Annotated in this window: 10 protein-coding genes; 7 read left to right on the top strand and 3 right to left on the bottom strand. The window is 62.9% G+C overall.

All coding sequences use genetic code 11. The features are described 5' to 3' along the window. Positions 1-22 precede the first annotated feature (22 nt). The 7 genes from ACOX7T_RS13690 (at position 23) to ACOX7T_RS13660 (ending at position 21,145) form a co-directional block, all read left to right on the top strand. Positions 23-1,360 (top strand): ABC transporter substrate-binding protein, encoded by a 1,338-nt coding sequence (locus ACOX7T_RS13690; RefSeq protein WP_433443734.1) that lies wholly within the window; start codon positions 23-25, stop codon positions 1,358-1,360. 293 nt (positions 1,361-1,653) lie between these two features. After that, positions 1,654-2,544 (top strand): carbohydrate ABC transporter permease, encoded by an 891-nt coding sequence (locus ACOX7T_RS13685; RefSeq protein WP_433443731.1) that lies wholly within the window; start codon positions 1,654-1,656, stop codon positions 2,542-2,544. A gap of 14 nt (positions 2,545-2,558) precedes the next feature. Next, positions 2,559-3,389, top strand: coding sequence for a carbohydrate ABC transporter permease (locus tag ACOX7T_RS13680; protein ID WP_433443727.1), 831 nt, complete (start codon positions 2,559-2,561; stop codon positions 3,387-3,389). A 131-nt stretch (positions 3,390-3,520) separates the two neighbouring features. Further along, entirely contained in the window at positions 3,521-10,282 is a 6,762-nt protein-coding gene (locus tag ACOX7T_RS13675) for a glycoside hydrolase family 2 TIM barrel-domain containing protein (protein ID WP_433443724.1), read from the top strand. A gap of 73 nt (positions 10,283-10,355) precedes the next feature. Beyond that, positions 10,356-18,644 (top strand): S-layer homology domain-containing protein, encoded by an 8,289-nt coding sequence (locus tag ACOX7T_RS13670; protein ID WP_433443722.1) that lies wholly within the window; start codon positions 10,356-10,358, stop codon positions 18,642-18,644. 285 nt (positions 18,645-18,929) lie between these two features. After that, positions 18,930-20,030 carry a uroporphyrinogen decarboxylase family protein gene (locus tag ACOX7T_RS13665; protein ID WP_433443720.1) on the top strand — a complete coding sequence of 367 codons (1,101 nt, stop codon included), beginning with the start codon at positions 18,930-18,932 and terminating at the stop codon, positions 20,028-20,030. A 2-nt stretch (positions 20,031-20,032) separates the two neighbouring features. Continuing rightward, positions 20,033-21,145 carry a uroporphyrinogen decarboxylase family protein gene (locus ACOX7T_RS13660; RefSeq protein WP_433443717.1) on the top strand — a complete coding sequence of 371 codons (1,113 nt, stop codon included), beginning with the start codon at positions 20,033-20,035 and terminating at the stop codon, positions 21,143-21,145. A gap of 141 nt (positions 21,146-21,286) precedes the next feature. Here the strand turns inward: ACOX7T_RS13660 and ACOX7T_RS13655 are convergent, their stop codons facing one another. The 3 genes from ACOX7T_RS13655 to ACOX7T_RS13645 all read right to left on the bottom strand — a co-directional run. After that, a complete protein-coding gene (locus tag ACOX7T_RS13655; RefSeq protein WP_433443715.1) occupies positions 21,287-22,810 on the bottom strand; it encodes an S-layer homology domain-containing protein in 1,524 nt (507 codons plus the stop codon). Between the two features lie 176 nt (positions 22,811-22,986). Then, complete coding sequence (locus ACOX7T_RS13650; RefSeq protein ID WP_433443713.1) at positions 22,987-23,889, bottom strand: MurR/RpiR family transcriptional regulator; 903 nt, start codon at positions 23,887-23,889, stop codon at positions 22,987-22,989. Between the two features lie 40 nt (positions 23,890-23,929). Then, positions 23,930-24,627, bottom strand: a 698-nt coding sequence (locus tag ACOX7T_RS13645) for a putative PEP-binding protein (protein WP_433443711.1), incomplete at its 5' end; no start/stop codon positions are given.

Here is a 24,627-nt window from a genome sequence, read left to right as displayed (position 1 = left end):
GTGATAGAAAGGAAGAATGAACATGAAGAAAAGCAGACTTCTTGCAGCTGCCCTCGCAGGCGTCCTGTCCCTTTCTCTCCTGGCCGGCTGCGGCCCCACCGCCTCTGAAAACAGCCCCGCCCCCAGCGGCAGCCAGCCCGCTCCCACTCAGAGCGGCGCCCCCGCTACCGAGCCCTCCTCCGAGAGCGTGAACATCGTCTTTGCCGGCTGGTCCGGTGAAGAGGAGGCCACCAAGGACATCTTCCAGCGCATGATGGACACCTATGAGCAGCAGTCCGGCAACACCGTCACCTGGGTGGGCTGGACCTGGGCCGACACCGCCCAGCAGCTCCTCATCCGCTCTCAGAACAGCAGCGAGCAGCTGGATCTGGCTCAGGCGGATATCGGCATCTTCAATACCGTTGCCCAGGCCGGCGTCCTGGCCGACTGGAACGAGATCCTGGGTGAGGACTATCTGAAGGAGAACTTCGAGGCGTCCGCCCTGGAAGTGGGCAACATCGACGGCAAGCAGCTGGCTCTGCCCTGGAGCATGGCCGCTATCACCATGGTCTACAACCCCGAGATCCTCGCCGCTGCCGGCTGGGATACTCCTCCTGTGACCATTGCTGAGTTCGAGCAGTGCCTGGCCGACATCAAGGCCTACAACCCCGACATCGTGCCTTACGCCGTGTCCACCAAGGACGACACCTGCGCCGGCGACTTCATGCCCTGGCTGTGGACCTTCGGCGGCGCCATCTTCAATGAGGACGGCTCCGTGGCCATCAACAGCGACGCCGCTGTGGCCTGCGTTGAGTGGTACCAGGGCCTGATGGACAAGGGCTACATCGCCATGGACACCGGCCGCGGCGAGGCCCGCCAGATGTTCGCTCAGGGCCAGGTGGCCTTCTATGATGACGCCGTGGTCGCCAAGGGCCAGGCCGTCAGCAACGGCGTTGCTCCCGAGGACGTGGTCAACGTCTGCTCCGCTATGAAGCGCCCCGTCCTCAATGAGGGCGACGATCCCCAGTCCACCATGTGGGGCCACATGCTGCTGGCGTTTGAGAACTCCGAGTACAAGGAGCAGGCCGGCGAGATGGCCAAGACCCTGGTCAGCGACGAGGTCGCCATGGACTACTTCACCAACAACGGTATGCCTCCCGTCACCAAGAGCGCCGCTGCTCTGGACGAGGTGAAGAACGACGCTTACCTCAACGGCTTCCTGGAGTCCACCTCCACCGCCCGCCTGGACGAGACCGCCCGTCTGACCAATGCCAGCGAGATCAAGAGCATCATCACCGAGGAGCTGCAGTACGCTCTGCTGGGCCAGAAGACCGCTGAGCAGGCCGTGTCCGACATGGCCGCCCGCCTGGAGGCTCTGTAAGGCTCTGACGCAATCCTGTCATAAACCCATGTGAACAAGCGCGGGTCCCCGGCAGCCGAAAGGGGGCCGGGGACCCGCAGCTTTTCCCTGTGTGTGTCCACACCCATCGTAGGGTGTATCTGAAAAGTCGGTACACCCATGCAGACGGCCCGGGCCGTCTGCCCTGCGGTCCAGAGACCGCAGGGCGTCCCGATTTTTCAGACATACCCTCTTCGGCACGCACCCAAAGAGAAGCGTACCGAATAAGGAGTGTTCCATTCTGGTTGTGCGCCGTCAGGCGCAGGGAGGTTGTCATGAATAAACTCAGAAACGGAGGCAGGCTTACCAACAGTCAGGTAGGCGTGCTGCTCATCATCCCCGGTCTGGCTGTGTTCGCGGCTATCATCCTCTACCCCTTTATTGACGCCATTCTCATGAGCTTCACCAACCGCTCCATGCTTACCCCCAACTATGAGTGGGTGCAGCTTGATAACTATGTCAAGGTGTTCAAGGACCCTTACTTTACCAAGACTCTGATAACTACCCTGCTCTTTGTGCTGGGCAGCACCATCCTGCCCTTCACCCTGGGCCTGATCTGGGCCATCATCCTCAACCAGGGCTTCCGTGGGGCTGAGTTCCTCCGTGGCGTTACCCTGGTGAACTGGATTGTCCCCGGCACCGCCATCGGCTTCCTCTGGAGCTGGATCTTCAACGGCCAGTACGGCATCCTCAACAGCATCCTGGAGACATTGGGTATTCTGGAGACCGGCATACCCTGGCTGGGACAGACCAACACCGCCCTGCTGTGCGTGGTCATTGCCCGTACCTGGCAGATGCTGCCCTGGTACATGGCCTTCCTGCTGGGCGGACTGCAGAGCGTGTCTCTGGACCAGGTAGAGGCCGCCCACATTGACGGCGCCAACAACTGGCAGACCTTCTGGAAGGTTATCCTGCCCGGCATGAAGCAGACCGCCGTGCTGGTGTTCATTCTGGGCCTCATCGGCAACCTGCAGCACTTCGACCTGCCCTGGACCATGACCCAGGGCGGCCCCGCCCGGGCCACCACCACATTGTCCATCGAGGTGTACACCACCGCCTTCAAGAACTGGAACATGGGCAAGGCGGCCACCGTGGGCACCATCTGGGCGGTTCTGCTGGCCTGCTTCAGCTTTGTGTATCTGCGCCGGGTCAACGAGTCCGACTAAAGGAGGGAGAAGAGATGTTTCAAAAGACAAGGGCATTCCGGACCTTCTTCTGGGTCTCCGCCATCCTCATCGGCTTCTTCGTGTTCTTCCCCCTGCTGTGGATGATCAACACCGCACTGAAGCCCACCAGCGAGACCTTCAGCACCTACTTCTTCGCCGGTCCCCTCACCCTGGATAACATCATCCATATTGTCACCGACCCCAAAATCATGGGTTATCTGCGCAACAGCCTCATCGTATCCTTCGGCTCCAGCTTTATGGCCACCGTGGTGTGCGCCTTTGCCGGGTACAGCTTCTCCAAGTTCCGCTACCGTGGCCGCAAGTTCTTCATGGGTATGTTCATGATGAGCCAGGCCTTCCCCCAGGCCATCCTGCTGCTGTCCATCTACAACCTGATGAACAAGATGGGACTGCTGGGCAGCTACTGGGCCCTGCTCATCAGCTACGTGGTGTTTACCCTTCCCGTGGGCACCTGGACCCTGAAGAGCTACTTTGACAATATCCCTGACTCCCTTATCGAGAGCGCCAAGATTGACGGCGCGGGCCACTGGCGCATTATGACCCGCATCGTGTTCCCCATGGCGGTGCCCGGCATGATCTCCATCGCGATCTATGGCTTTGTGTGGAGCTGGAACGACCTGCTCTACTCCATGACGCTGGTCACCGACACCGCCAAGCGTACCCTGGCCTCCGGACTGGTGATGACCTTCCTGGGTGAGGCCTCCACCAACTGGGGTTATATGATGGCCGCTTCCGTAGTGTCCGCCATCCCGGTTACCATCATCTTTGTTTTCCTCCAGCGCTACTTCATCCAGGGCCTGACGGCGGGCGCTGTCAAGGGCTGATACCGGACCATGGTCCCCCGGCAGGGGCTGAAAACGTGTGCTCATACGCGTGATCTCCTTGCCGGGGGATTTTTGCACTTAAATCAGGTAAAAAATGGAATCAAAAGGGAAATGAAAGGAGCTGCGGACGGATGTTAAGAAGGAAAAAACGGATGATCAGCGGCCTGCTGGCCATGGCCATGGTTCTCTCATGGCTGGGCGGTGTCCCGGCCGCCGCCGCCGGACCGGAGACAGGGAACGTCCTGTACCGGAACGGCTTTGAAGATCCCAAGACCATTGAAAGCTGGACCAACCCAGGAAATTATACCGTAGAAAATGACGTGCTCCGGGCGGAAAACGCCCAGGGCGCCCTGTGCTTTACCACCCCTGCTGAAGTGACCGGCGGGGACTATGTGGTGTCCGCCAAGGTGACTGTGGACGCAATTGACATGGAGAAAGGCTCCAGCGCCGGGCTGGTGCTCCGGGCGGCAGGGGACAAGGACTTCCTCCATTTCCGCCTCAACGCCAGCAACCAGGATGGGGAGGACGCCCAGCTCTACAAGAGCTCCGGCGGTTCCATGGCCAAACAGACCGAGACCCCCTTTGACTGGGAGGCGGGACGGGCCTACACCCTAACCGCCTCGGCAGAGGAGGGGCGCATCCTCTGCTATGTGGGCGATGCCCTGGTCATTGATTATACCGACCCCAATTACAGCGGGGAGACCGCTGCCGCCGGTGTGGGCTTCCGCATCTGGGGCTGTGGCGTCAGCCTTGACGATCTGACCGTCAGTGCCCTTCCTGAGCCTGACGCAACCGCTCCGGCGGTGGAACTGACCGCCCCCGAGGACGGAATCCTGCTGCCTGCGGGCACCACGGAGGTCACGGTGTCCGGCACTACGGCCAATGCCGTGTCTGCGGCGCTCCAGGTCAACGGCGGGGAGCCGGTTGCGCTGACCCTGGATGAGGGCGGAGCCTTCACCCATACCCTCAACGGCCTGACGGCAGGAAAATACACCGTGGCCGTGACCGTCACGGCGGAGGACGACCGCACCGCCTCGGCGGAGCGCACCTTCCGGGTGGCGTCTGAGGCGCCCGAGGGGGCTTATACCTTTGAGGACGGCTCCCTGGATGACTGGACCGGAGACACGGGCAGCTACTCCATTGTGGATGAGGGCGGAAATATGGCGCTCCAGGGCCAGAACGGATCCAGCGCCCTGCTGCTCTCCCCAGCCCTGCTGGAGGCGGACAGCTACCGCATCTCCTCTGAGGTCAAGATCACCAGCAGCAGCTATACCTGCGCCGGTATTGTGTTCCGCTACACCGCGGCTGCTGATGAGACGGAGGGCGATTCCTACTGGTATTTCCGTCTGCAGGGCGGCGGCGTGGCAGCCCTGTGGGAAAACGACCGGGGCAGCTGGGTCTCCCGGGCCAGCACTGAAATTGGCTGGACCGCCGGCCAGCAGGTGGAGCTGGCCGTGGAGGCCGACGGGCCCTACCTCACCTGCCTGGCCGACGGGCAGGAGCTCTTCACCTATGTGGACTCCGGCTATGAGACACCGGAGATCCCGGGACAGGCAGGCGTGCGGCTGGTAAACTGCACCGCCCTGTTTGACAACCTGGCGGTGGGTCCGGTGAGCGGCCCCGACGTTACTGTCGCAGTCCCGGAGGAGACGGTGACCGCCATGCCCATGGCCATCACCGGCACCGCCGGGGGCGCGTCTGAGGTTACAATCGAGGTCAAAGCCGGTGAAGAGACCGTGCGCACCCTCACCGCCCCGGTGGCAGACGGCGCCTGGTCCTGTGAGACCTACCTGCCCACCGGCACCTACACCGCTGAAGTCACCGCAGTGAGCGCCGGAGGACACGGCGTCTCCCAGCCGGTGACCAGTGCGTCCTTTGAGGTAGCGTTGGCCCCCGCAACCCTGACGGCGGCCCTGGAGCAGGATGCCCGGGTGCCCATGTCCGGCCCGGTGCGGGTGGTGTTCAGCGCGCCTGTGGACGCCGTCACCATCACCGGCGTTACCCTGGCCAAGGACGGCCAGGCTGTGGCCTCCACCGCTGCCATGGACCCCGCTGACCCGGACGGCCGCACCGTGCTCCTCACCCCGGAGAGCCCCATGACCGCCGACAGCGTCTATGAAGTGGTGGTCGCGGCCACCGTGGCTGACGTGATGAACAATACCGTGGGTGAGGCTATCACCCTCTCCTTCCGCACCCAGAAGGACATCAACGCCCTGCCTGCGCTTGAGAACGACCAGGGCCAGGTGGAGCTGTCCCTCAACGGCATGTGGGACTTTGCCGCAGATCCCCAGGATGTGGGCCAGGCTCAGGGTTGGTACACCCTGGAGAACACTGAGGGTTGGGACAGCCTGCCCGTGCCCGGCAACTGGGACCTGGAGAACGACTACGCCAACTACAAGGGCACCGGCTGGTACGGCCGCACCTTTACCATGCCCGCTGAGTACGAGGGCTACCCCGCCTACCTGAACCTGACCGCCGTGTACCACGACAGCCGCATCTGGATCAACGGCCGTGAGGTGGGCAGCCACGACGGCGGCTACACCACCTTTGAGTTCCGGGTGGATTCCTACCTGAACTACGGCGGCGAGAACACCATTGCCATCCAGGTGAACAACGAGTTCTCCTACGGCGCCTGGTGGAAGTGGGGCGGCATCTCGGGGGACGCCCTGCTGCGGGTAAACAACGCCTCCAAGATTGAGTGGCAGCACATCACCTCCGAGCCCAACCTGGAGGATGGTACCGCCGCCGTCACCTTCCAGTACAAGATCAACAACCAGGCTGCGGTTGACAAGTCCTACACCGTGATCAGCGAGGTGTACGACCGCGCCACCGGCGCTCTGGTGGGCACCCAGACCACCCAGGTCACCGTTCATCCCACGGCTCAGGATGATGACCAGCGGTTTGACAGCGCTGTCCTCACCCTCAGCGCTGTGAAGCTGTGGCACTTTGAGGACCCCAACCTGTACACCGTCAGAACCCGGCTGATGGACGGTAATACTGTCCTCCACACCGCCGAGGATGACATCGGCATCCGCAAGATTGAGATCAAAGACACCAAGTTCTACCTCAACGGCGAACAGGTACGCCTCACCGGCGCCAACCGTGTGTGGGACGACCGGGCCAACGGCCAGACCGAGCCCGACTATGTCATCATGCGGGACATCGACTACATGAAGAGCATGGGCATGAACTGCGCCCGCATGAGCCACGTGCCCATGAGCGAGAATCTGCTGGACTACTGCGACCAGGTGGGCTTCCTCCTCATCTGTGAGGGCAACCTGTGGGGCGGCAGCGGCGTGGCCCAGGTCACCAACCCGGCAGGCAGCGAGTACCCCTACCGCACCTGCCTGTGGTACAAGGAGATGATCGAGCGGGACTTCAACCACCCCTCCATCTTCGCCTGGTCCATCGGCAATGAGCTGTCCGGCGGACAGCAGATCGTCAAGGACTACGCCCAGTACATGGTCAACTACATCAAGACCGAGCTGGACTCCACCCGGTACGTCACCGAGGTAAGCCTGTCCGCCCAGAACCCCAACAACCCGGAAAATCCCATGGGCGACTCGGTCTACTACTCCGACTTCATCTGCTGCAATTTCTACGGCGGCTTCCGGGCCAATGTGCAGAAGATTCACAACACCTACCCGGATAAGGCCATTTTTGTGTCCGAATACGGAAACGGCCAGACCTCTGAAATCCCCGACAAGGCGGTCATCAACCCCGCCAATATCCTGAACCAGTGGGGCGACCTGGACTATGTGTTCGGCGCGTCCATCTGGACACTGAACGACTACCGCTCCAACTACAGCGGCACCCCTCTGGGCCAGAACCGTGTGTGGGGCGTCACCACTGTGTGGGGCGACAAGAAGATCGGCTTTGAGACCCTGCAGAAGGCCGCCTCCCCTGTGAAGAGCCTGACCGTCACCGCCAGCGGCGACACGGCCTCTGAGGGCGGCAGCGCCCTGCTCATTCTGTCCGTGGAGAGCCGGGACGGCGCCGCGGAGCTGCCCTCCTACCCCATCCGGGGCGCGGCCCTGAAGTGGGAGGCCCTGGACGCCTCCGGCAATGTGGTGGATTCCGCCCTGGTGTCCATCCCCGACATGGAGCCCGACGGCAGCACCTGGCAGACCGCCGCCGTGTTGGACGCTATCCCCGCCGGCGGCCTGGGAGCCATCCGGGCCACTGTGATTGACGCCCAGGGCTATGAGATCGCCGAGACCTTCTATTACCTCCAGGCACCGGATCAGCGCCCGGAGATTACCGGCGTCATTGCCGGCGGCGACAGTGTCCGGGTGGTGTTCGAGGGCGTGCATCATGCCCAGTCCTACACCGTCACCCTCACCGGCGGCGGCGTCAGCAAGACTGCCACCGTCAAGATGAACCGGTACGCCGATTTCACCGGTCTCACCCCCGGCGCCACTTATTCCGTGTCCGTCTCCGCCGCCAACAGCGCCGGGGAGGGCCCCGCGTCCTCCGCCGTGGAGACTGTGACCACCACCGACAGCGCCGTGCTTCCTCCCATTATCTGGCACACTGAACCCATTGAGGGCGCCTTCTTCGTGGGCTATTCCGTGAAGAGCGCCAGCGACACCTATGAGCTGGAGTACGGCACCCAGAGCGGAAATTATACCCAGTCCATGACCTTTGACACGGAGGGTTCTGTGAAGGTATCCGGCCTTGCGGGCGGACAGACCTACTACTACCGCCTGCGCAGCATCACCGGCGGCGTGCCCAGCGCCTGGAGCCAGGAGGCAGCCGTTACCGTGGAGACCGCTGACCAGGCCCGTGAGGTACCCGTGGTCAGGGGCGCTGCCGGAGGCGAGAACTCCGTCAGCCTGACCATCGACCCCTCCTGGAAGGCCACCGGCTATCTGGTGAAGTACGGCGAGGACGCCGAAAATCTGGACAGCAGCGTCACCATCAACCGGGCCGCCGTGGAGCAGCTCACCATTGACGGACTGTACACCGGCAGGACCTACTGGTTCTCCGTGGCCGCCCTCAACGGGGACGTCATCTCCGGATATTCCGCCCCCGTATCCGCTGTTACGGCGGAGCCGGGCAGCCAGGACGTGGCGGTGGCCGCTGTGGAGACCGGCGAGCTGACTCTTAGTCCCTTCCGGACCGGAGGAACCGTCACTGTCACTGCCTCCAGCACCTTTGATACTGAAAAGACACTCACCGTCACGGCGGAGAACCTGCCCGAGGGCATTACCGTCCCCGCCGGACAGACCTTTGCCGTCCCTGCCGGCGGCTCGGCCTCCTTCAACCTGCCTGTCTCCCTCACCGGAGACGTGGAAAAGGGCTGGTATACCTTTACCGTCTCCGTCCGGGACGGGGAGACCGTGCTGGCCAGCCGTGAGGTGGAGCTCACCGTCTGCGAGGGCACCCTGCTTCTGGCGGATGACTTCTCCCAGACCGTGGAGGGCCGCTATACCAAGAGCGGCAGCGGCGGCGCCTATGAGATAGCGGATGGCGTGCTCAAGGTGACCACCGCCAGCGGCAGCGAGGCCCCCATTATTACTGCCGGCGAGGCGGATTGGAGCGGCTACACCATCGAGAGCGACGTGCAGATGGTCAACAAGGACAATCTGTCCACCGGCGTCAGCGCGGGCGTTATCTTCCGCTATCAGGACGACAAGAACTTCTGCCACGCCCGGCTGGATCTGGGCAAGGGAGCCACCAACCCCTCCTTCCAGGTCTACCGCTGGGAGAACGGCAGCGCGGTGAACCTGTTCAGCCAGCGGGTGTCCGGCGCCTGGAACGACACCTACAACATCCGGGTGGAGGATACAGGCAGCCTGGTGTACTTCTATCTGGACAACGTGCTCATGACCATCCTGGATATGGGTGAGGGCGGCGGCAAGGCGGGCTACCGTGTATACGCCGCGAACACCCAGATGGACGACCTGAAGGTCTACCTGCTGGATCGGCCCCATGCCGACAAGACAGAGCTCCAGGATCTGGTGGACCACTGTGAGCACTATGGAGCCGACGGCTACACCGAGGAGAGCTATGAGGCCTTCCAGGACAGCCTGAATGAGGCGCTGGCAGTTCTGGAGGACGAGTTTGCCAGCCAGTCCGAGGTGGACGAGGCCCTGGAGGCCCTGGAGGCTGCGGAAGAGGCCCTGGAGCCCACCAGCGATGGAACCTCTGTCCCCACCTACCGGCCTGAGACGGAGACAGGCGAGCACGGCACCGTGAGCGTCAGTCCTCTCTTCCCCCGGCAGGGCCAGACTGTGACCATCACCCCCAAGCCTGAGGAGGGCTATGAGCTGAAGAATCTGACCGTCACCGACAAGAACGGCAAGGCCGTGGAGGTGACGGAGCAGGCGGACGGCACCTGGAAGTTCACCCAGCCTGCTGGCAAGGTGACCATTACTGCGGAGTTTGCCCCCGTGGAGCCCGTTACCTTCTCTGATGTGGAGGCCGGCAGCTGGTACGAGGCTGCTGTTAACGCCATGGTGGAGGCCGGGCTGATGCAGGGCATCGGCAACAACATGTTCCAGCCCTTCGGCACCGTGACCCGCGCCACCATGTGGACCATCCTGGCCCGTATGGACGGTGTGGACACCGAGGGCGGCAGCAGCTGGTATGAGAAGGCCCAGGCCTGGGCCGTGGCGGAGGGTGTGTCCGACGGCACCAACCCTGACGCCGTGGTAACCCGGGAGCAGATTGCTGCCATGCTGTACCGTTATGCGGGCAGCCCGGCGGCGGAGAATGCTCTGGACTTTGCTGACAGCGGAGACATCTCCGACTGGGCGGCCGACGCCATGGCGTGGGCGGTGGCTGAGGGTATACTCACCGGCACACCCGACGGGCGGCTCAATTCCCAGGGTACCGCAACCAGAGCCGAGGCCGCAGTGATGCTCCAGCGGTTTGACGGAATGAAATAAGGTAAGCTCACAAGAGCCGCGCCCCAACCCGGGGCGCGGCTCGGAGAGCAGGAAAGGAAGGAGATTAGCGGCGATGAAACGAGCAGGAACCATAAGACGGATGCTGGCCGCCCTTCTGGCGGCGGTCATGCTGCTTGGCATGCTGCCGGCGGCAGCGGCGGAGACCGGCCAGCCTATCTTCCAGGCGGATTTTGAGGGGGCGGACGCCCTCTTTGCCCTGGATGAGAACTGGACCGTAGTGGAGACCGGGGACGGCCATGCCCTCCAGGGCCGGGTGACGGAGAACACCGGCGCGCTGACCCTGGCGGAGAATGTTCAGCTCCCCGAGACCTACACCATCACCTACGACTTCACCATGGTGGAGGCGGCCACAGCCAACGGCTGGTCCGGCGGCGTGGTGTTCGGGTACCAGGACGGCAGCAATTTCCACCATTTCCGCTTTAACAAAAGCAATGCGGTGAGCAATGTCCAGGTCATACAGTGGCCCGACCCCAACAACCATGTCCTGGCTCAGGTGGACTACCCCTTCCAGACCGGCGAGGGCACCAGCCACAGCCTGTGCCTCATCAACGAGGCGGGCAAGGCCAGGATGTATGTGGACGGCCAGCTGCTGGCAGAGGATATCCCTGTGGAATCCGCCGGGAACGGCCTGGGCCTGCGGATCTACAACGGCACCATGCGGTTTGACAACATCACCGTGTGGGACGAGGTGCGGGAGCCGGAGATTCCGGTGGGCGCCGTGCTCTATGAGAATACCTTTGACACCCTGCCCGGTGAGCTCTCCAAGGGCTGGGAAGTGGTGGAGCTGACGGAGGGCCACGCCCTTCAGGGCACGGATACCTCCACCACCGGTATGCTCTCCGCCCTCACCTCTGTGGAGAACCTGCCCGCATCCTATACACTGGTTATGGATATGGCTCTGATGGAGCCGGTGGGCAGCTCGGGGTACAGTGCGGGCCTCACCTTCGGCCATGTGGATGCCAAGAACTTCTACCACTACCGGCTGGACAACGGCACCGGAAAGAACGCCCAGCTCTACCAGTGGGTCAGCGGCTCGCCCAAAAAGGACGTGGCGGACGACTACCCGGTGGCCGACCTGGCCGACGGCCGGGCCTACCGGATGCGGGTGGTAGTGGACGGCCAGACTGTCACCTGCTACCTGGACGGCGTCCAGACCCAGACCTGCACCGTCTCCGACCTGACCGGCGGCATCGGCCTGCGGGTTTACAACGCGGAGGTTCTCTTTGACAACCTGACCGTGTACAGCGGCGCGGTGCTTCCGCCCGAGGGCGGCGAGAGTGCCTCCGACTTTGTGTTCCCCCAGGCTGAGCCTGTGGTGTACGACAATGAGAACGAGGGCTATCAGGAGACGGCCGGCGACTGGGCCGACGCGGCCGAACTGGGCCAGGACGGTTCCGCCGCCCGGGTCGCTGACGGCGGCGCGGCCACCTTCTCCACCTATCCCCCGGCAGAGGGTACGCAGAACTACGCCGTGGAGTGGTATGTCCCGGCGGCGGACGGCGGCGCGGTGAGCTTCACCGTCTCCACGCTGAACGGCATGTGGAAGTATGACCTGCCCGCCGGCACCCCCGCCGGCTGGGTCAGCCTGGGTGTGGTCACCGCCACGGCGGGTACCGCCTTTACTGTGACGGCCTCCTCTGAAGGAAGGCTGTATGCCGACGCAATCCGCCTCACCCAGACCCGGACGGACGCCGACGAGCCCTATAACCCGGCCGGCGGCGGCTCCGATGAGGTGGCGGTGCTGGTCAACCAGATTGGCTACGACATCGGCAAGCCCATGCGGGCCACCGTGCCCAACGCGGCGGACGGCACCGAGTTCCTGGTGAAGAATGCCGCCACCCAGGAGACGGTGTATACAGGAAAGGTGCAGAAGAATATCGCCGACTTCTCCGATATGCCTGTCCCGGCCTCCGACACGGACTACTACATCACCTGCGACGGGGCTCAGTCCTACACCTTCACCGTGGGTGAGAACCTTATCCAGCGGCGCAGTGTGGTCAATGCCCTGGCCTTTATGAACGAGACCCGGTCGGACACCTTCAAGGTGGGCTCCAACAGCATCGGTTGGCGCGACAGCCACCAGTTCTCCTTTGAGCTGCCCAGCATGGCCCTCCAGTACATGGCAAACCCCGCCCTGTACGACAGCCTGCCCTACAGCATCATCGAGACCGAGAGCTGCGAGTATGAGGAGCTGCGGGTGCAGGACGAGCCCGACATCGTCTGGCTCATCCAGTTCGCCGCCCTGCGGTACTACGACTGGGGCCACAATGAGGGTAAAAAGCTCCATATGCTCACCAAGGAGCAGCTGGCCTACTTCCTCTACATCTATCCTGAGATCAGTAAGTGGGTGGATAAGGATACATACACCGCCATCCGGGACTACACCATCTCTGTGTGGGGCGAGAACGCCTGCAACGTCCAGTGGTACCCGGTGGCCAACTCCAACCACGACCTGTACAGCGTCCAGACCATCTTCGGCGGCCTGAAGGGCTCCCAGCCCCCCGGACACTCCATCGTGCCCAACCTGCTGATGTACGAGGTGGCCCTCCGGGACGGCCTGGGCCAGGATGTGGCGGACAGGTTCTTCCAGGCGGCCTATGACAACTGTGAATATACCATCACACAGATTGACATCAACGACCCCTTCTACAACAAGGGCCAGCGGATGAGCGAGCACGTCACCATCCCCGGCCTGGCCTGGTTCCTGGAGATGTACCCCGACCGGGCGCCCAAGGGCCTGAAGGAGGCCCTGGAGCGCTGGGCCGCCACCACCATCGCCCGGTCCGACAACCTGTGGGATATCCGCATGGCGGTGTGCCTAGAGGCGGGGGACGGGCAGTACGAGTTCCACAACCCCAACTTCAGTGACGAAGAAAAGAAGATCACTCAGGACTATTGGACCGGCGCAGCCTACGCCAACGCGGATAAGCAGGGGGACTACCTCAGCGGCGGCGCGCCCAAGAACGAGCCGGGCAACCAGGCGGGCCTCCAGGCCGTCACCTACGCGGCGGCCCGGGTGCTGGACGATCCGGAGGTCAATGAGCGGCTCATTGAGCTGGGCGTGGCGGCCATCGACGACCTGTACGGCCGCAACCCCACCGGCCGGGCGGCCTTCTACCACTTCACCCGTGACTTTGAGGGAGCCGACCTGGGCTGGTACAAACAGTATCCGGGCGGCGCGGGCCTGCTGGGCGGCCACACGGCGGTTATCGACGCCAACGCCCCCGAGGCCTGCTATCCCTATAATCCTGAGGCCTATGATACCGGCTATACCGAGGGCTGGGTGGCCTACAACACCGCCTGGAACGACTCCCTGGCCTATGCGGCGGCTGACGCCGTGTCCCTGAGGGTTTCCTTCAACGAGGGGACCGTGGGCAGCCAGGTGACCATCACCCTCACAGCCCCCCTCAACATGGACCCCGGCGCCGTGGAGACCGGCTATGTGTGGATAGAAAACCCCATCTCCGGGACCCGGGAGCAGCTCCCCGTCACAGAGAAGGGAACCGACAGCAGCGCTTTTGAGGGGACGTACACCCTGCCCGACCTGCCCTATGTGGTGGTGTCCTACGGCTCCGGCCTCTTCCGCCAGGAGGAGGAGATCACCGTGTCCGACTACCAGGGCACTCCGGTCACCGGCCTGACCATGGACAGCCAGCTGACCCTGGGCGCCGGTCAGACCGCCCGGCTGACTGCCGCCGTCCAGCCGGAGACCGCCACCGATCCCCGGGTCACCTTTACCTCTGACCATCCGGAGATCGCCTCTGTCACCGCCGACGGGCTGGTGAAGGCGGTGAGCGCGGGTACTGCGGTCATCACTGCCGCGTCGGTCTCCAACCCGAAGATCACTGCCACCTGCACCGTCACCGTGGCGGCCGCTGTCCCCACCGGACTGCGGCTGGACGTGCCCGCCGACCTGTCCGTCTTTGAGGGCGCGGTCCAGGCCGCTGTGGCCGCCGTCATCTACTCCGACGGTACCGAGCGGACGGAGGACCTGCCCCAGGCCACCTTCTCCACCGAGGACACCGGCATCCTGACCGTCACCGCCGGCGGCGCCATCACCCCCCTGGCCGCCGGTGAGGCCACCGTCACCGCCTCCGCCCAGGTGGACGGCGTAACAGTGACCGGCAGCGCGGCTGTCACCGTCACCGCTGACAAGCGCTATGACCTGATGGCACTCTACAATGAGGGCCAGTACACCGCCGATGGCGTCACACTGGCCATTGCGGCCAACACCAAGGACGACCTGACCGCCGCCTATGGCGGCGACCGCCTCAAGCTCACCGGCAATGCCAAGGGCAACACCGTGGACTTTGACCTGGGCAATCTGGCGGCAGGCACCTACGATGTGGTTCTGTACAGCAAGTACATGGGCGACAAATGGGCCTACGGCGCCTGGAGCTTCAAGGTGGACGGCCAGGCGGTGGGCGGAACCATTGACTTTGACAACGAGGAGAAAAACGGCACCTATCACGACGTGCCTCTGGGCCAGGTCACCCTGGCGGAAGGGGAGCATACCTTCACCTTTGTCTCGGAGGACGGCGGGCCGGTGGTACCGGTGTATCTGACGCTGTCCCTGAGCGGCGGCGGGGAGGAGCCCGACCCGGTGGAGCCCGGCCAGACGGTGCCCAAGATTCACACCATGGACGAGATGTATCAAAAGGTATATACGGACACCTCCATCCAGGCCGGCGGCCTCAACTACCGGCTCTATGTCCCGGACAGCTATAAGCACGGCCAGGCGGAGGACCTGCCGCTGCTCATCTACCTCAACGGCGCGGGCAGCCGGGGGACCGACAACGAGAAGCAGCTGGCCAACCTGTCCCCCCTCATCACCCCCCTCATCGACAACGAGGAGTACCCCTGCATCATCGTGGTGCCCCAGCTGCCTGAGAGCGACAAGTGGGTCAACGTGGACTGGGCCGCCGGCAGCTATGAGGAGAGCGTGGCCGAGTCCAACAGCGCCAGGCTGCTCATGGGCCTGATTGCCGAGCTGAAGCAGGCCTATCAGGTGGATGAAAACCGGATCTATCTGATGGGGCAGTCCTTCGGCGGCTACGGCACCTGGGACCTTATCACCCGGCATCCGGAGACCTTTGCCGCGGCGGTGCCCATGTGCGGCGCGGGCTGCCTGGACCGTGCGGAAGCGGTGGCGGATATGCCTCTGCTGGTGCTCCACGGCTCCGCCGACCCCACCGTGCCCGTCAGCGGCTCCCGGGAGATGGTGCAGGCGGTGAAGGACGCGGGCGGCAGCCTCATCACCTACCTGGAGTATGAGGGCGACGACCACTATGTCCAGCGGCGGCTCTTTGAGCAGCCCGAGCTGTGGATGGACTGGCTCTTTGCCCAGGAGAAGGGCGTCACCGCCCAGGCCCCCGACGTGAGCAGCTGCTTCATGCCGGAGACCACCCTCAACCTGAACAGCAGCGGTCAGCTGGACCAGCTGACCGTCACCGGCGGCACGGCGGCCATCAACGGCGAGCAGCTGGTGATCACCCCTGCCTCCGCCACCGGCTCCGTCCTGGCTCTGGTAAAGGGAACGGAGAGCTGCGGCGACGGCGTGCTCACCGCCCACATCACCATGGAGGAGCTCACCGCCTCCGGCGGCGGCGGCCTGGTGCTCCGCGCCCAGAGTGACGACACCTATATCCACATCCGCTTTACCAAGGAAGGTCTGAACCTGCTGGAGATGGTGGATGGAAAGGTGAAGCAGGATAACACCGTGGCGTGCCCTCGGGTGGGCGACCGCATCGCCCTGATGACCGCCCAGGTGCAGGGCAGCCATATCAAGGTGTGGGTGGACAATATTCTCCGCTTTGACACCGAGATTCAGACCGACGCCCTCAAGACCTCCGGCGCGGTGGGTGTGCGTACCTACGCCCTGCCCGCCAAGGTGGACGATATCATCTGGTCCGTGTACAGCGGGCCCTCCGTGACCTTTACCTCCATGGCGGACCGGCAGGTCTACCAGCGGGATGTGGCCACCGGCACCGGTACCCTGGACCTCACCGGCCGCACCTCGGAGGCGGCTTCCCTTAAGGCCCGGGTGGTGACCTGGGACGGCGGTGAGACCGTACTGGACTGGTTTAACGTGCCTCTCAGCGCTGACGGTACCTTCTCCCACGCCATCACCGTCCCCCAGGGCGGCTGGTACAAGACCGAACTGAAGGCTGAGAGCGCCGACGGCAGCACTGTCAGCGCATCCAGCGGCCGCTGGGGCGTGGGCATCAACATCCTGTGCATCGGCCAGTCCAACATGCAGGGCACCGGCAAGCCTGCGCCCTACGTGGAGGCCCACGACCTGGCCTCCAACTTCCTCAACGAGCGCTGGATTCACCTGGAGGACCCCTATGCCAACGGGGACACCAGCGTGGCCGGCAACGGCAACAACAACGGCGCGTCCATGACACCCGCCCTGGCCAACGCCCTCATCGAGGAGTACGGCGTGCCGGTGGGCATCATCCCCGCGGCCAAGAGCGGCGCGGGCCTGGTGTGCGACTGCTCCGCCTATCCCCGCTGGCTGGACCGCAACCCGGATGACCCGGATGACCGCTCCAACCTGTACGGCAACTCCCTCTACCGGGCCAAGGCCGCCGGCGGCATTGAGTTCATCCTGATGAACCAGGGTGAGCACGACGTGTCCGGCAACACCACCCAGGCCGAGTATCTGGAAGCCCTCAACACCCTGGTGGAAAACTACCGCACCGACCTTGGCTGGGATGTGCCCTTCCTGTACTGCCAGCTGGGCCCGGCCTATGCCTCCAGCTGGGACGACACCAAGAACAGCGTCATGACCGGCATCCGCTCCGCTCAGATGCAGGCCCACGACCCGGACAACGGCATCCTGCTGGCGGCAGTGGAGATGGACCTGGCGCGCAACGCCGACAACCTCCACTACACCACCCAGAGCCTGGAGGTCATCGGCGAGCGGGTGGCCAACACCATCTTCTGGTACTACGACAGCGACCCCAACAAGACCGACTATTACCTGCCCGCCTCCATCTCCACAGTCCGGTATGCCGACGAGAGCCGCACCGTGGTGGATGTGGACGTGGCCCACACCGGCGGCACGGATATCACACCGGCGGAGGACATCACCGGCTTTGAGCTGGTGGCCCCCGACGGCGGCGTGACCAAGCCTGTCACCGCCGTCCGTCTGGACAGCGACACCATTCGTCTCACCTTTGCCCAGCCCGCTGAGGAGGGCAGCGCCCTGCGGTACCTCTACGGTCTGCTGCCCGACGTGACCGGCCTGGTGAAGGACAACGGTCCCATGGCACTGCCCATGCTGGCTGCTGTGGAGCCTGTGGTAATTGAAGAGGCGCAGCCGGAGCCTCCTGAGGTCACCGGAATTACCCTCAGTCAGACCGAGGCGGTGCTGTGGATTAACAGCACGCCCAACCAGGTTCAGCTCACCGCCCAGGTGGAGCCCGAGGGTGCCCAGGCGGAAGTGACCTGGAGCAGCGACAATCCGGAGGTAGCCCAGGTGGACGAGAACGGTCTGGTGACCGCTGAAGGTGCGGGCGTGGCCCACATTACGGCAGAGGCGGGCGGAAAGACCGCAATCTGCACCGTGACTGTGGAGTACGCCTATGCGCCCCCCGTCTACCACCCTGAGGTGGAGGAGGAAGGACATGGCGAGATAGAGGTCAGCAGCCTCTTCCCCCGGCAGGGTCAGATTGTGACCATCACCCCCGAGCCCGAGGAGGGCTATGAGCTGGAGAGCCTGACCGTCACTGACCGGAACGGAAACCCTGTGGAGGTGACAGAGCAGGCGGACGGCACCTGGCGGTTCGTCCAGCCCGTGGGCGAGGTGACCATCACCGCCGAGTTTGCCCCCGTGGAGCCCGTTACCTTCTCCGATGTGGAGGCTGGCAGCTGGTATGAAGAAGCGGTCAGCGCCATGGTGGAGGCCGGGCTGATGCAGGGCACCGGCAGCGGCATGTTCCAGCCCTTCGGCACTGTGACCCGTGCCACCATGTGGACCATCCTGGCCCGGATGGACGGTGCGGACACCGAGGGCGGCAGCAGCTGGTATGAGAAGGGCCAGGCCTGGGCTGTGGCTCAGGACGTGTCCGACGGCACCAACCCTGACGCTGTGGTGACCCGGGAGCAGATTGCGGCCATGCTGTACCGTTACGCGGGCAGCCCGGCGGCAGAGGGTACACTGGACTTTACCGACAGCGGAGACATCTCCGACTGGGCGGCCGACGCCATGGCGTGGGCGGTGGAGAAGGGTATCCTCACCGGCACACCTGACGGGAAGCTCAATCCCCAGGGCACCGCGACCAGAGCCGAGGCCGCGGTGATGCTGCTCCGCATGCAGGAAGGCGGAGAGGCATAAGCAGCCCTCGGGCGACAGAAGAAAATACAATGCACAGCAATCCCGCCGCAGCTTCGGCTGCGGCGGGATTGCTGCTTCTGGTGGAAATTATTCAGAATAATGCTAGACAACTATGCGGAAAATTCAAGGAAATACCGGCTGGTACCTGATATAATGGCGCTGCACCGGAAAAAGATGAGAACAGAAATTTACTGATGCAGAGATATACAGTAAAAATCTGTACCAAACTTGAAGATATCAAAAAAGGGCAGAGAAAATGCTGAAGGATGAAAGGACTTGTGAGGTATGGAACTGACGTCGCGGCAGAGACTTCTCCGCCTGTGGAGCGGGCAGGAGATTGACCGTGTTCCCATCTGGCTGCTGGCCCCCTACCACCGGCTGGAGTACTATGCGGATATCTACAACATTCCCGCCTACCGGCCCGTCACCGAGGCCATCGAGCGCTATTGCGACACCATGGACCGGCGGCGGCCTGATATGGGCTTCTGCTACAATGCCAACCCGGATATTATCCGCACGCCCATTGAGGAGCCGGGCAAGACGGGGACCCGGGTCACCTACCGGGATCTGACCTTTGAAAAGGCGGTTGTCAAAGAGCATGGCCGTACCACGGTGCGGTTCTATGTGGATGACCCGGATGATCTGGAGAAGGTAGCGGACATCCCCTATGTACCCCACTGTCCCGATGCGGAGCGGCTTCGCCGGGAGAAGGAGGAGCTGGGCGAGCGGGGCCTGCTGATGATGGACCTGGGCGATCCCCTGGAGCCCCTGTACCACCTGTGCAGCGCGGAGGACTTCTCCATGTGGACCCTTACCGACCTGGACAGCCTGCTGCGCTTTACCGACATTATGGCGGAGCGGGTGCTGGAGGTGTACCGGCGATATCTGGAGCTGGATCTTGCCGACGCATACTTTATCGTGGGCGCGGAATTTGCCGGGCCGCCCCTGGTGTCTCCGTCGCTGTTCAACACCCTGAGCAGCCGCTACGTAAAGCAGGTGGTGGATCTGATTCACCAGTATGGGAAGATCGCCATCATCCACTACCACGGCAACCTGGCCCGGGTACTGGAGGGCTTCCGGGAGGTCAACCCTGACGGACTCCACACCATTGAGGCGCCCCCTGTGGGCGACTGCACCATCACCCAGGCCAGAGAGGCTCTGGGGCCCCACACCGTGCTCATCGGCAACATCCAGTACGATGACCTGGACCGGCGGACACCGGAGGAGATCCAGCGGATGGTCCGGGACGCAGTAGAGGAGGGCAAGCGGGCAGGTCGGTTCATCCTCTCGCCCACGGCGGGACCCTACTGCGCCGAGCCCAGTCCCCAGCTCATCCAGAATTACCTGGCCTTCATAGAGGCGGGCATCCGGTACGGGAGGCTGTAAGAATGACAGGACGGGAGCGAATCCTGGCTGCCATGGAGGGCAGAGAGACAGACAGGCCTGCCGTGGCGCCCTTTGTCCACATCAGCACGGTGAAGGCGTGGAAGCAGGACCCGGACGCGGATATTCTCACCGGGACGGCCGAGTTTTGCAGACACTTCGGCTTTGACCTGATCCACCGGAACTTTAATGTGCGCCACGATGATTTCCGGCCCGGGGAGAACTGGGCGGTGTCTGTCCGGGAGGAGAGCAGAGGGAAGGAGAAGCGGATTACCCGGGAGATTGTGACGCCGGGCGGCCTGCTGCGGGATGTGGTGAGCCTGACCCGCCTGACACCCTACATGACGGTCTACGCTCAGATAGAATGTCCGATAAAAGAGGAAGCGGATCTGGATCTGGTTGCGCAATATATCCCTGAGCCGGTCATAGCCGACCTGTCCGGGCTCCGCCGGGCAAAGGAGATTGTGGGCCAGGAGGGAATTACTGCGCCCTGGGTATGGGGTGTGTTCAACTATATGGCACAGCTCCGCTCCCTGGAGGACCTGCTTGCGGACCCCTATGAGGACCCGGAGTTCTATCACCGCCTTGCCGGATTTGCGCTGGACCGGCTGAAAAAGGCGCTGACACCCCTGCTGGGCGGCACGGGGCCGGATTTTGTGAGCTATACGGGCAATCTGGCCAGCGGCAGCATGGCCGGCCCGGACTACTTCCGGCGGTATGTGCTGCCCTATGAGCAGGAACTGATTCAATTTCTCCAGGCCGGCGGCGTGCGGGTGATTTACCACAACTGCGGCGACGGAGCCAATATGATCGGCTGCTACAATGAGCTTGGGCCCGACTGTTATGAGTCCATGGCGGAGCCGCCCTTTGCGGACAACTCCCTGGACGCCTGCCTGAGAGAGTTCCGGCCTGACATTGCCCTGATGGGGAATATGGATCAGATACAGTTCCTGAAGCAGGCGACACCGGAGCAAGTGAAGAAAAAGGCGCTGGAAATCCTGGAAAAGACAGCGGGACGGCGGTTTATTCTGGCCACATCGGATCTGCTGGAGGAGGGTACGCCGGAGGAGAATCTTCTGGCTATGTCCGCAGCGGTCCGGGAATTTGGCGGCCGGTAGAGCGGTACAAACAAAATAAGCGAGGGGCCTGTGGGAAACACTTTCCCACAGGCCCCTTTTCTGTGGGCTGGATATATAAAAGCCGACTGGAGGAGGACCACAACGGTCCTCCTCCAGTCGGTAAGGAAGCGGGGAACGGCTTTATTTGCTGAGGAAACGCATCAGCATGACGGCAGCCTCTGCACGGGTGGTACTGTCGGCAGGAGCCAGCAGGCTGCCGGGCTTACCAGTGATGATTCCTTTGCCCACGGCCCAAGCCATGCCGTCGGTGGCCCAGGTGTGGACGGAAGCGCTGTCGCCGTAGGGGGCCAGGGCGGAGGTATCCGCCTTGGAGGTCTCGCCGTTTGCAATGGCGTACTGATAGAGAATGACAGCCAGCTGTTCCCGGGAGACGGTGTCATCGGGCGCAAAGCGGTTGCTGCCCACACCCTCCACGATGCCCTTGGAGGCGGCCCAGTTCACCGCGTCGCTGTACCACTGTCCGGCGGGCACATCGGTGAAGCCGGCGGAGGTGGTGACGGCGGGAGAACCGGCAGAACGGTAGAGCGCGGCAGCCAGTTCAGCGCGGGTTATGGCTGCGGCGGGAGCAAAGCTGCCGGTGGAGGCGTTCTGGAGGAGGCCGGTCTCAGTGACATAACGGATGGCGCCGTAGGACCAGAGACTCTCGGATACGTCAGAGTAGGGATTCTCCCAAACGGAGCCGTGGACCACCAGGTCAGCCACCACGGGCCGGTGGTCGGAGGCGGCGCTGTCAATGATATGGGAGCTGATCACATCCACGCTGCCGGGGGTGGTAAAGATGTAGTCAATCTTGCGGGCCTTGGAGACGGTGCCGTCCTGCTCCTTCACCGCATCGGAGGAGGGGAAGGAGACGCTGCTGCCCTGGCCGGCAACGGCCCAGGAGTCCACAAATTTCTTGAGTACAGGCTCAAAGACCTCAGCGGCAGTGGGATCGGCGGCGTCGGCATTCATGTCGCCGGCCAGAATGGTGGGGCAGCTGTCAATATCCATAATGCGCAGCATGTCGTTGACCTGGTCCAGACGGATGGTGCTGGGGTATCCCTCGGGGGGCTGGGCCCGGTAATCCAGATGGGTGTTGTAGAAACGGACCTTCACGCCGTCCACATCCACCACAATTTCACCGAAGCCGGGCTTGGTACCGGGGAAATTGGCATCGCCGGGCTGGGGGTCGCCATCCTGGGTGCTCCAACGGGTAATCTCATGGTTGGCGGAGGAGATGATAGGGTACTTGCTCAGGAAGGCCACGCCAAAGCGCTCGTTGGGGTACTCGGCGCCTCTGGAGGAGGGCTTGTCGTAAATAAAGGCATTGTAGGAGCTCATACCGGTCATCTGAGCCAGCATGGAGAGGGTATTATCGTAGTTGCTGCGTGTGCCCCAGTTTACATCCACCTCCTGGAGGCAGACCACGTCGGCCTTGGAGGCGGTGATTACATCGGCAATGGCCTGGAGATCGTAGACATTCTCTGCATTCTGACCAAAGTGGATGTTGTAGGTCATGACGCGCAGCTGGCGGTCGGCGGCAGCGGTGGGGCGCTGGCCGTCCGCCGCGGAAAACGTTCCGGCAGCAGCGGCAGGGGCGGCCAGTGAGAAGGCCACTGCGGCGGTCATGATGAGAGCAAAGGCCTTTTTGAATACGCTTCTCATAAAAAATGTTCCTCCTTTTCCATGCATACTGTTTTGGTATGCTTAGTTGAGGAGAGCATAGCATACTGAACAAAACAGAGCAAGGAATCGGAGGAACATTGGTACAAAATTTCTTAAACTGATAGAATTGGTCTATTTTAATAGAAAATATGGAATTTCTCCTGTAAAATCTGTGCTTAATGTCCAGAGATACCCAGACCTGTATTCTCTTCATTGTCCAGCATGGGCTTGCGCATGGAGCCGGGTTTGCGGATGTGGGTGCGGGAGAGCTGCTCCAGGCAGTACTCATATTCGCTGTTGGCGAAGGCAGTGTAGAGAATGTCAATGAGGTTGAGCTGGGAGATGCGGGAGGACATGGCGCCGCTGCGGAAGGTGGACTCGTTGGCGGTGGTGTAGAGCTTATAGTCCGCCAGATCGGACACGGGGGAGCTGACGCAGCGGGTGATGGCGATGATGGGGGTGTGATTTTCCCGCATGGCCTTCATACACTCCACCATCTCCACGGTCTCGCCGGAGTAGGAGATGACAATGCCCAGGTCGTCCTTGGTGGCGTTCCGGGCCTGAAGGAACTGGGAGTGCCAGTCATCGTTGACCATGCAGGGCTTGTTGAGCCTCAGAAACTTGAGGTAGGCGTCCCGGGCGGCACAGAGGGACGCGCCCATGCCGAACAGCAGCACAGTCCGGCATTTGCGCAGCAGCTCCACGCACTGCTGGAGCGTGTCCGCGTCCAGCAGGTTCTTGGTGTCCTCCAGAGACATGATGTTCTTGTAGGTAATCTTCTCAATGATATCCTCGATGCTGTCCGAGCGGGCGATCTCCTTCCGCTGGTCCTCCTCGCTCTGCTTGCGCACGGCCATCTCGTAGGTCACCGCCCGTCGGAACTCCTTGTAGCCTTCAAAGCCGATGCGGTGGCACATGCGGATCATGGTGGAGGGAGAGGAAAAGGTCCGCTCCGCCATCTCGTGGATGCTCAGCTCCATGGCCTCCTCGGGGTGCGAGAGCAGATAATCGGCAATGGAACGCTCGGTGGCGCTGAGAGAATCTCTGGCCTCCCGGAGTCTGAGCAGCGCGCTTTTCATAAGACTTGCCTCCCTGTGATGGTTCTTGCAGGTGACGGTGTTACCGGTCCAGAATTTTGGCCTTGGTCTCCAGAATGGCGCCGGGCGTCATGGACAGCTCGTCCACGCCCACCTCCATAAAGAAGTCGGTGAGGGTGGTGTCGGCAGCCAGCTCGCCGCAGATACCGGCCCAGATGCCGGCGGCGTGGGCGTTCTCCACGGTGGTGCGGATGAGACGCAGCAGGGCCTCGTGATGCCGGTCGCAGAAGGACTCCACCTGGGCGTTCTGCCGGTCCACGGCCAGGGTATACTGGGTCAGGTCATTGGTGCCGATGCTGAAGAAGTCCACTTCCCTGGCCAGCAGGTCGCTGATGACCGCGGCGGCAGGGGTCTCGATCATGATGCCCAGCTCCACCTTCTCGTCAAAGGGGATGCCTTCGGCCTTCAGCTCCTCCCGCACCTGGGCGCAGATCTCCTTGATCCGCAGCACCTCGCTCACCGAGGTGATCATGGGGAACATGATGCCCAGCTTGCCGTGGGCGGAGGCACGGTAGAGCGCCCGCAGCTGGGTGCGGAACACCTGGGGACGGGTCAGGCAGATGCGGATGGCCCGCAGACCCATGGCGGGGTTTTCCTCCTTGGGCAGCTCGAAGTAATCGGCCTGCTTGTCGGCGCCGATGTCCAGGGTGCGGATGACCACCATGCGGCCGTCCATGGCCTCCAGCACCTGGCGGTAGGCCTGGTACTGGTCCTCCTCGG

The sequence above is a fragment of the Pseudoflavonifractor sp. genome, assembly GCF_050943825.1.
In the GTDB taxonomy this organism is placed as follows: Bacteria; Bacillota; Clostridia; order Oscillospirales; family Oscillospiraceae; genus Pseudoflavonifractor.
Note: the sequence above shows the minus strand (reverse complement) of the source record. Positions and strands in the feature narration are given on the sequence as shown.

Bases quoted from the DNA above. Each gene is read 5' to 3' on its own strand.
- ACOX7T_RS13680 (WP_433443727.1), top strand. From the start codon at position 2,559: ATGTTTCAAAAGACAAGGGCATTCCGGACCTTCTTCTGGGTCTCCGCC.
- ACOX7T_RS13675 (WP_433443724.1), top strand. From the start codon at position 3,521: ATGTTAAGAAGGAAAAAACGGATGATCAGCGGCCTGCTGGCCATGGCC.
- ACOX7T_RS13660 (WP_433443717.1), top strand. From the start codon at position 20,033: ATGACAGGACGGGAGCGAATCCTGGCTGCCATGGAGGGCAGAGAGACA.
- ACOX7T_RS13670 (WP_433443722.1), top strand. From the start codon at position 10,356: ATGAAACGAGCAGGAACCATAAGACGGATGCTGGCCGCCCTTCTGGCG.
- ACOX7T_RS13690 (WP_433443734.1), top strand. From the start codon at position 23: ATGAAGAAAAGCAGACTTCTTGCAGCTGCCCTCGCAGGCGTCCTGTCC.
- ACOX7T_RS13685 (WP_433443731.1), top strand. From the start codon at position 1,654: ATGAATAAACTCAGAAACGGAGGCAGGCTTACCAACAGTCAGGTAGGC.
- ACOX7T_RS13655 (WP_433443715.1), bottom strand. From the start codon at position 22,810: ATGAGAAGCGTATTCAAAAAGGCCTTTGCTCTCATCATGACCGCCGCA.
- ACOX7T_RS13650 (WP_433443713.1), bottom strand. From the start codon at position 23,889: ATGAAAAGCGCGCTGCTCAGACTCCGGGAGGCCAGAGATTCTCTCAGC.
- ACOX7T_RS13665 (WP_433443720.1), top strand. From the start codon at position 18,930: ATGGAACTGACGTCGCGGCAGAGACTTCTCCGCCTGTGGAGCGGGCAG.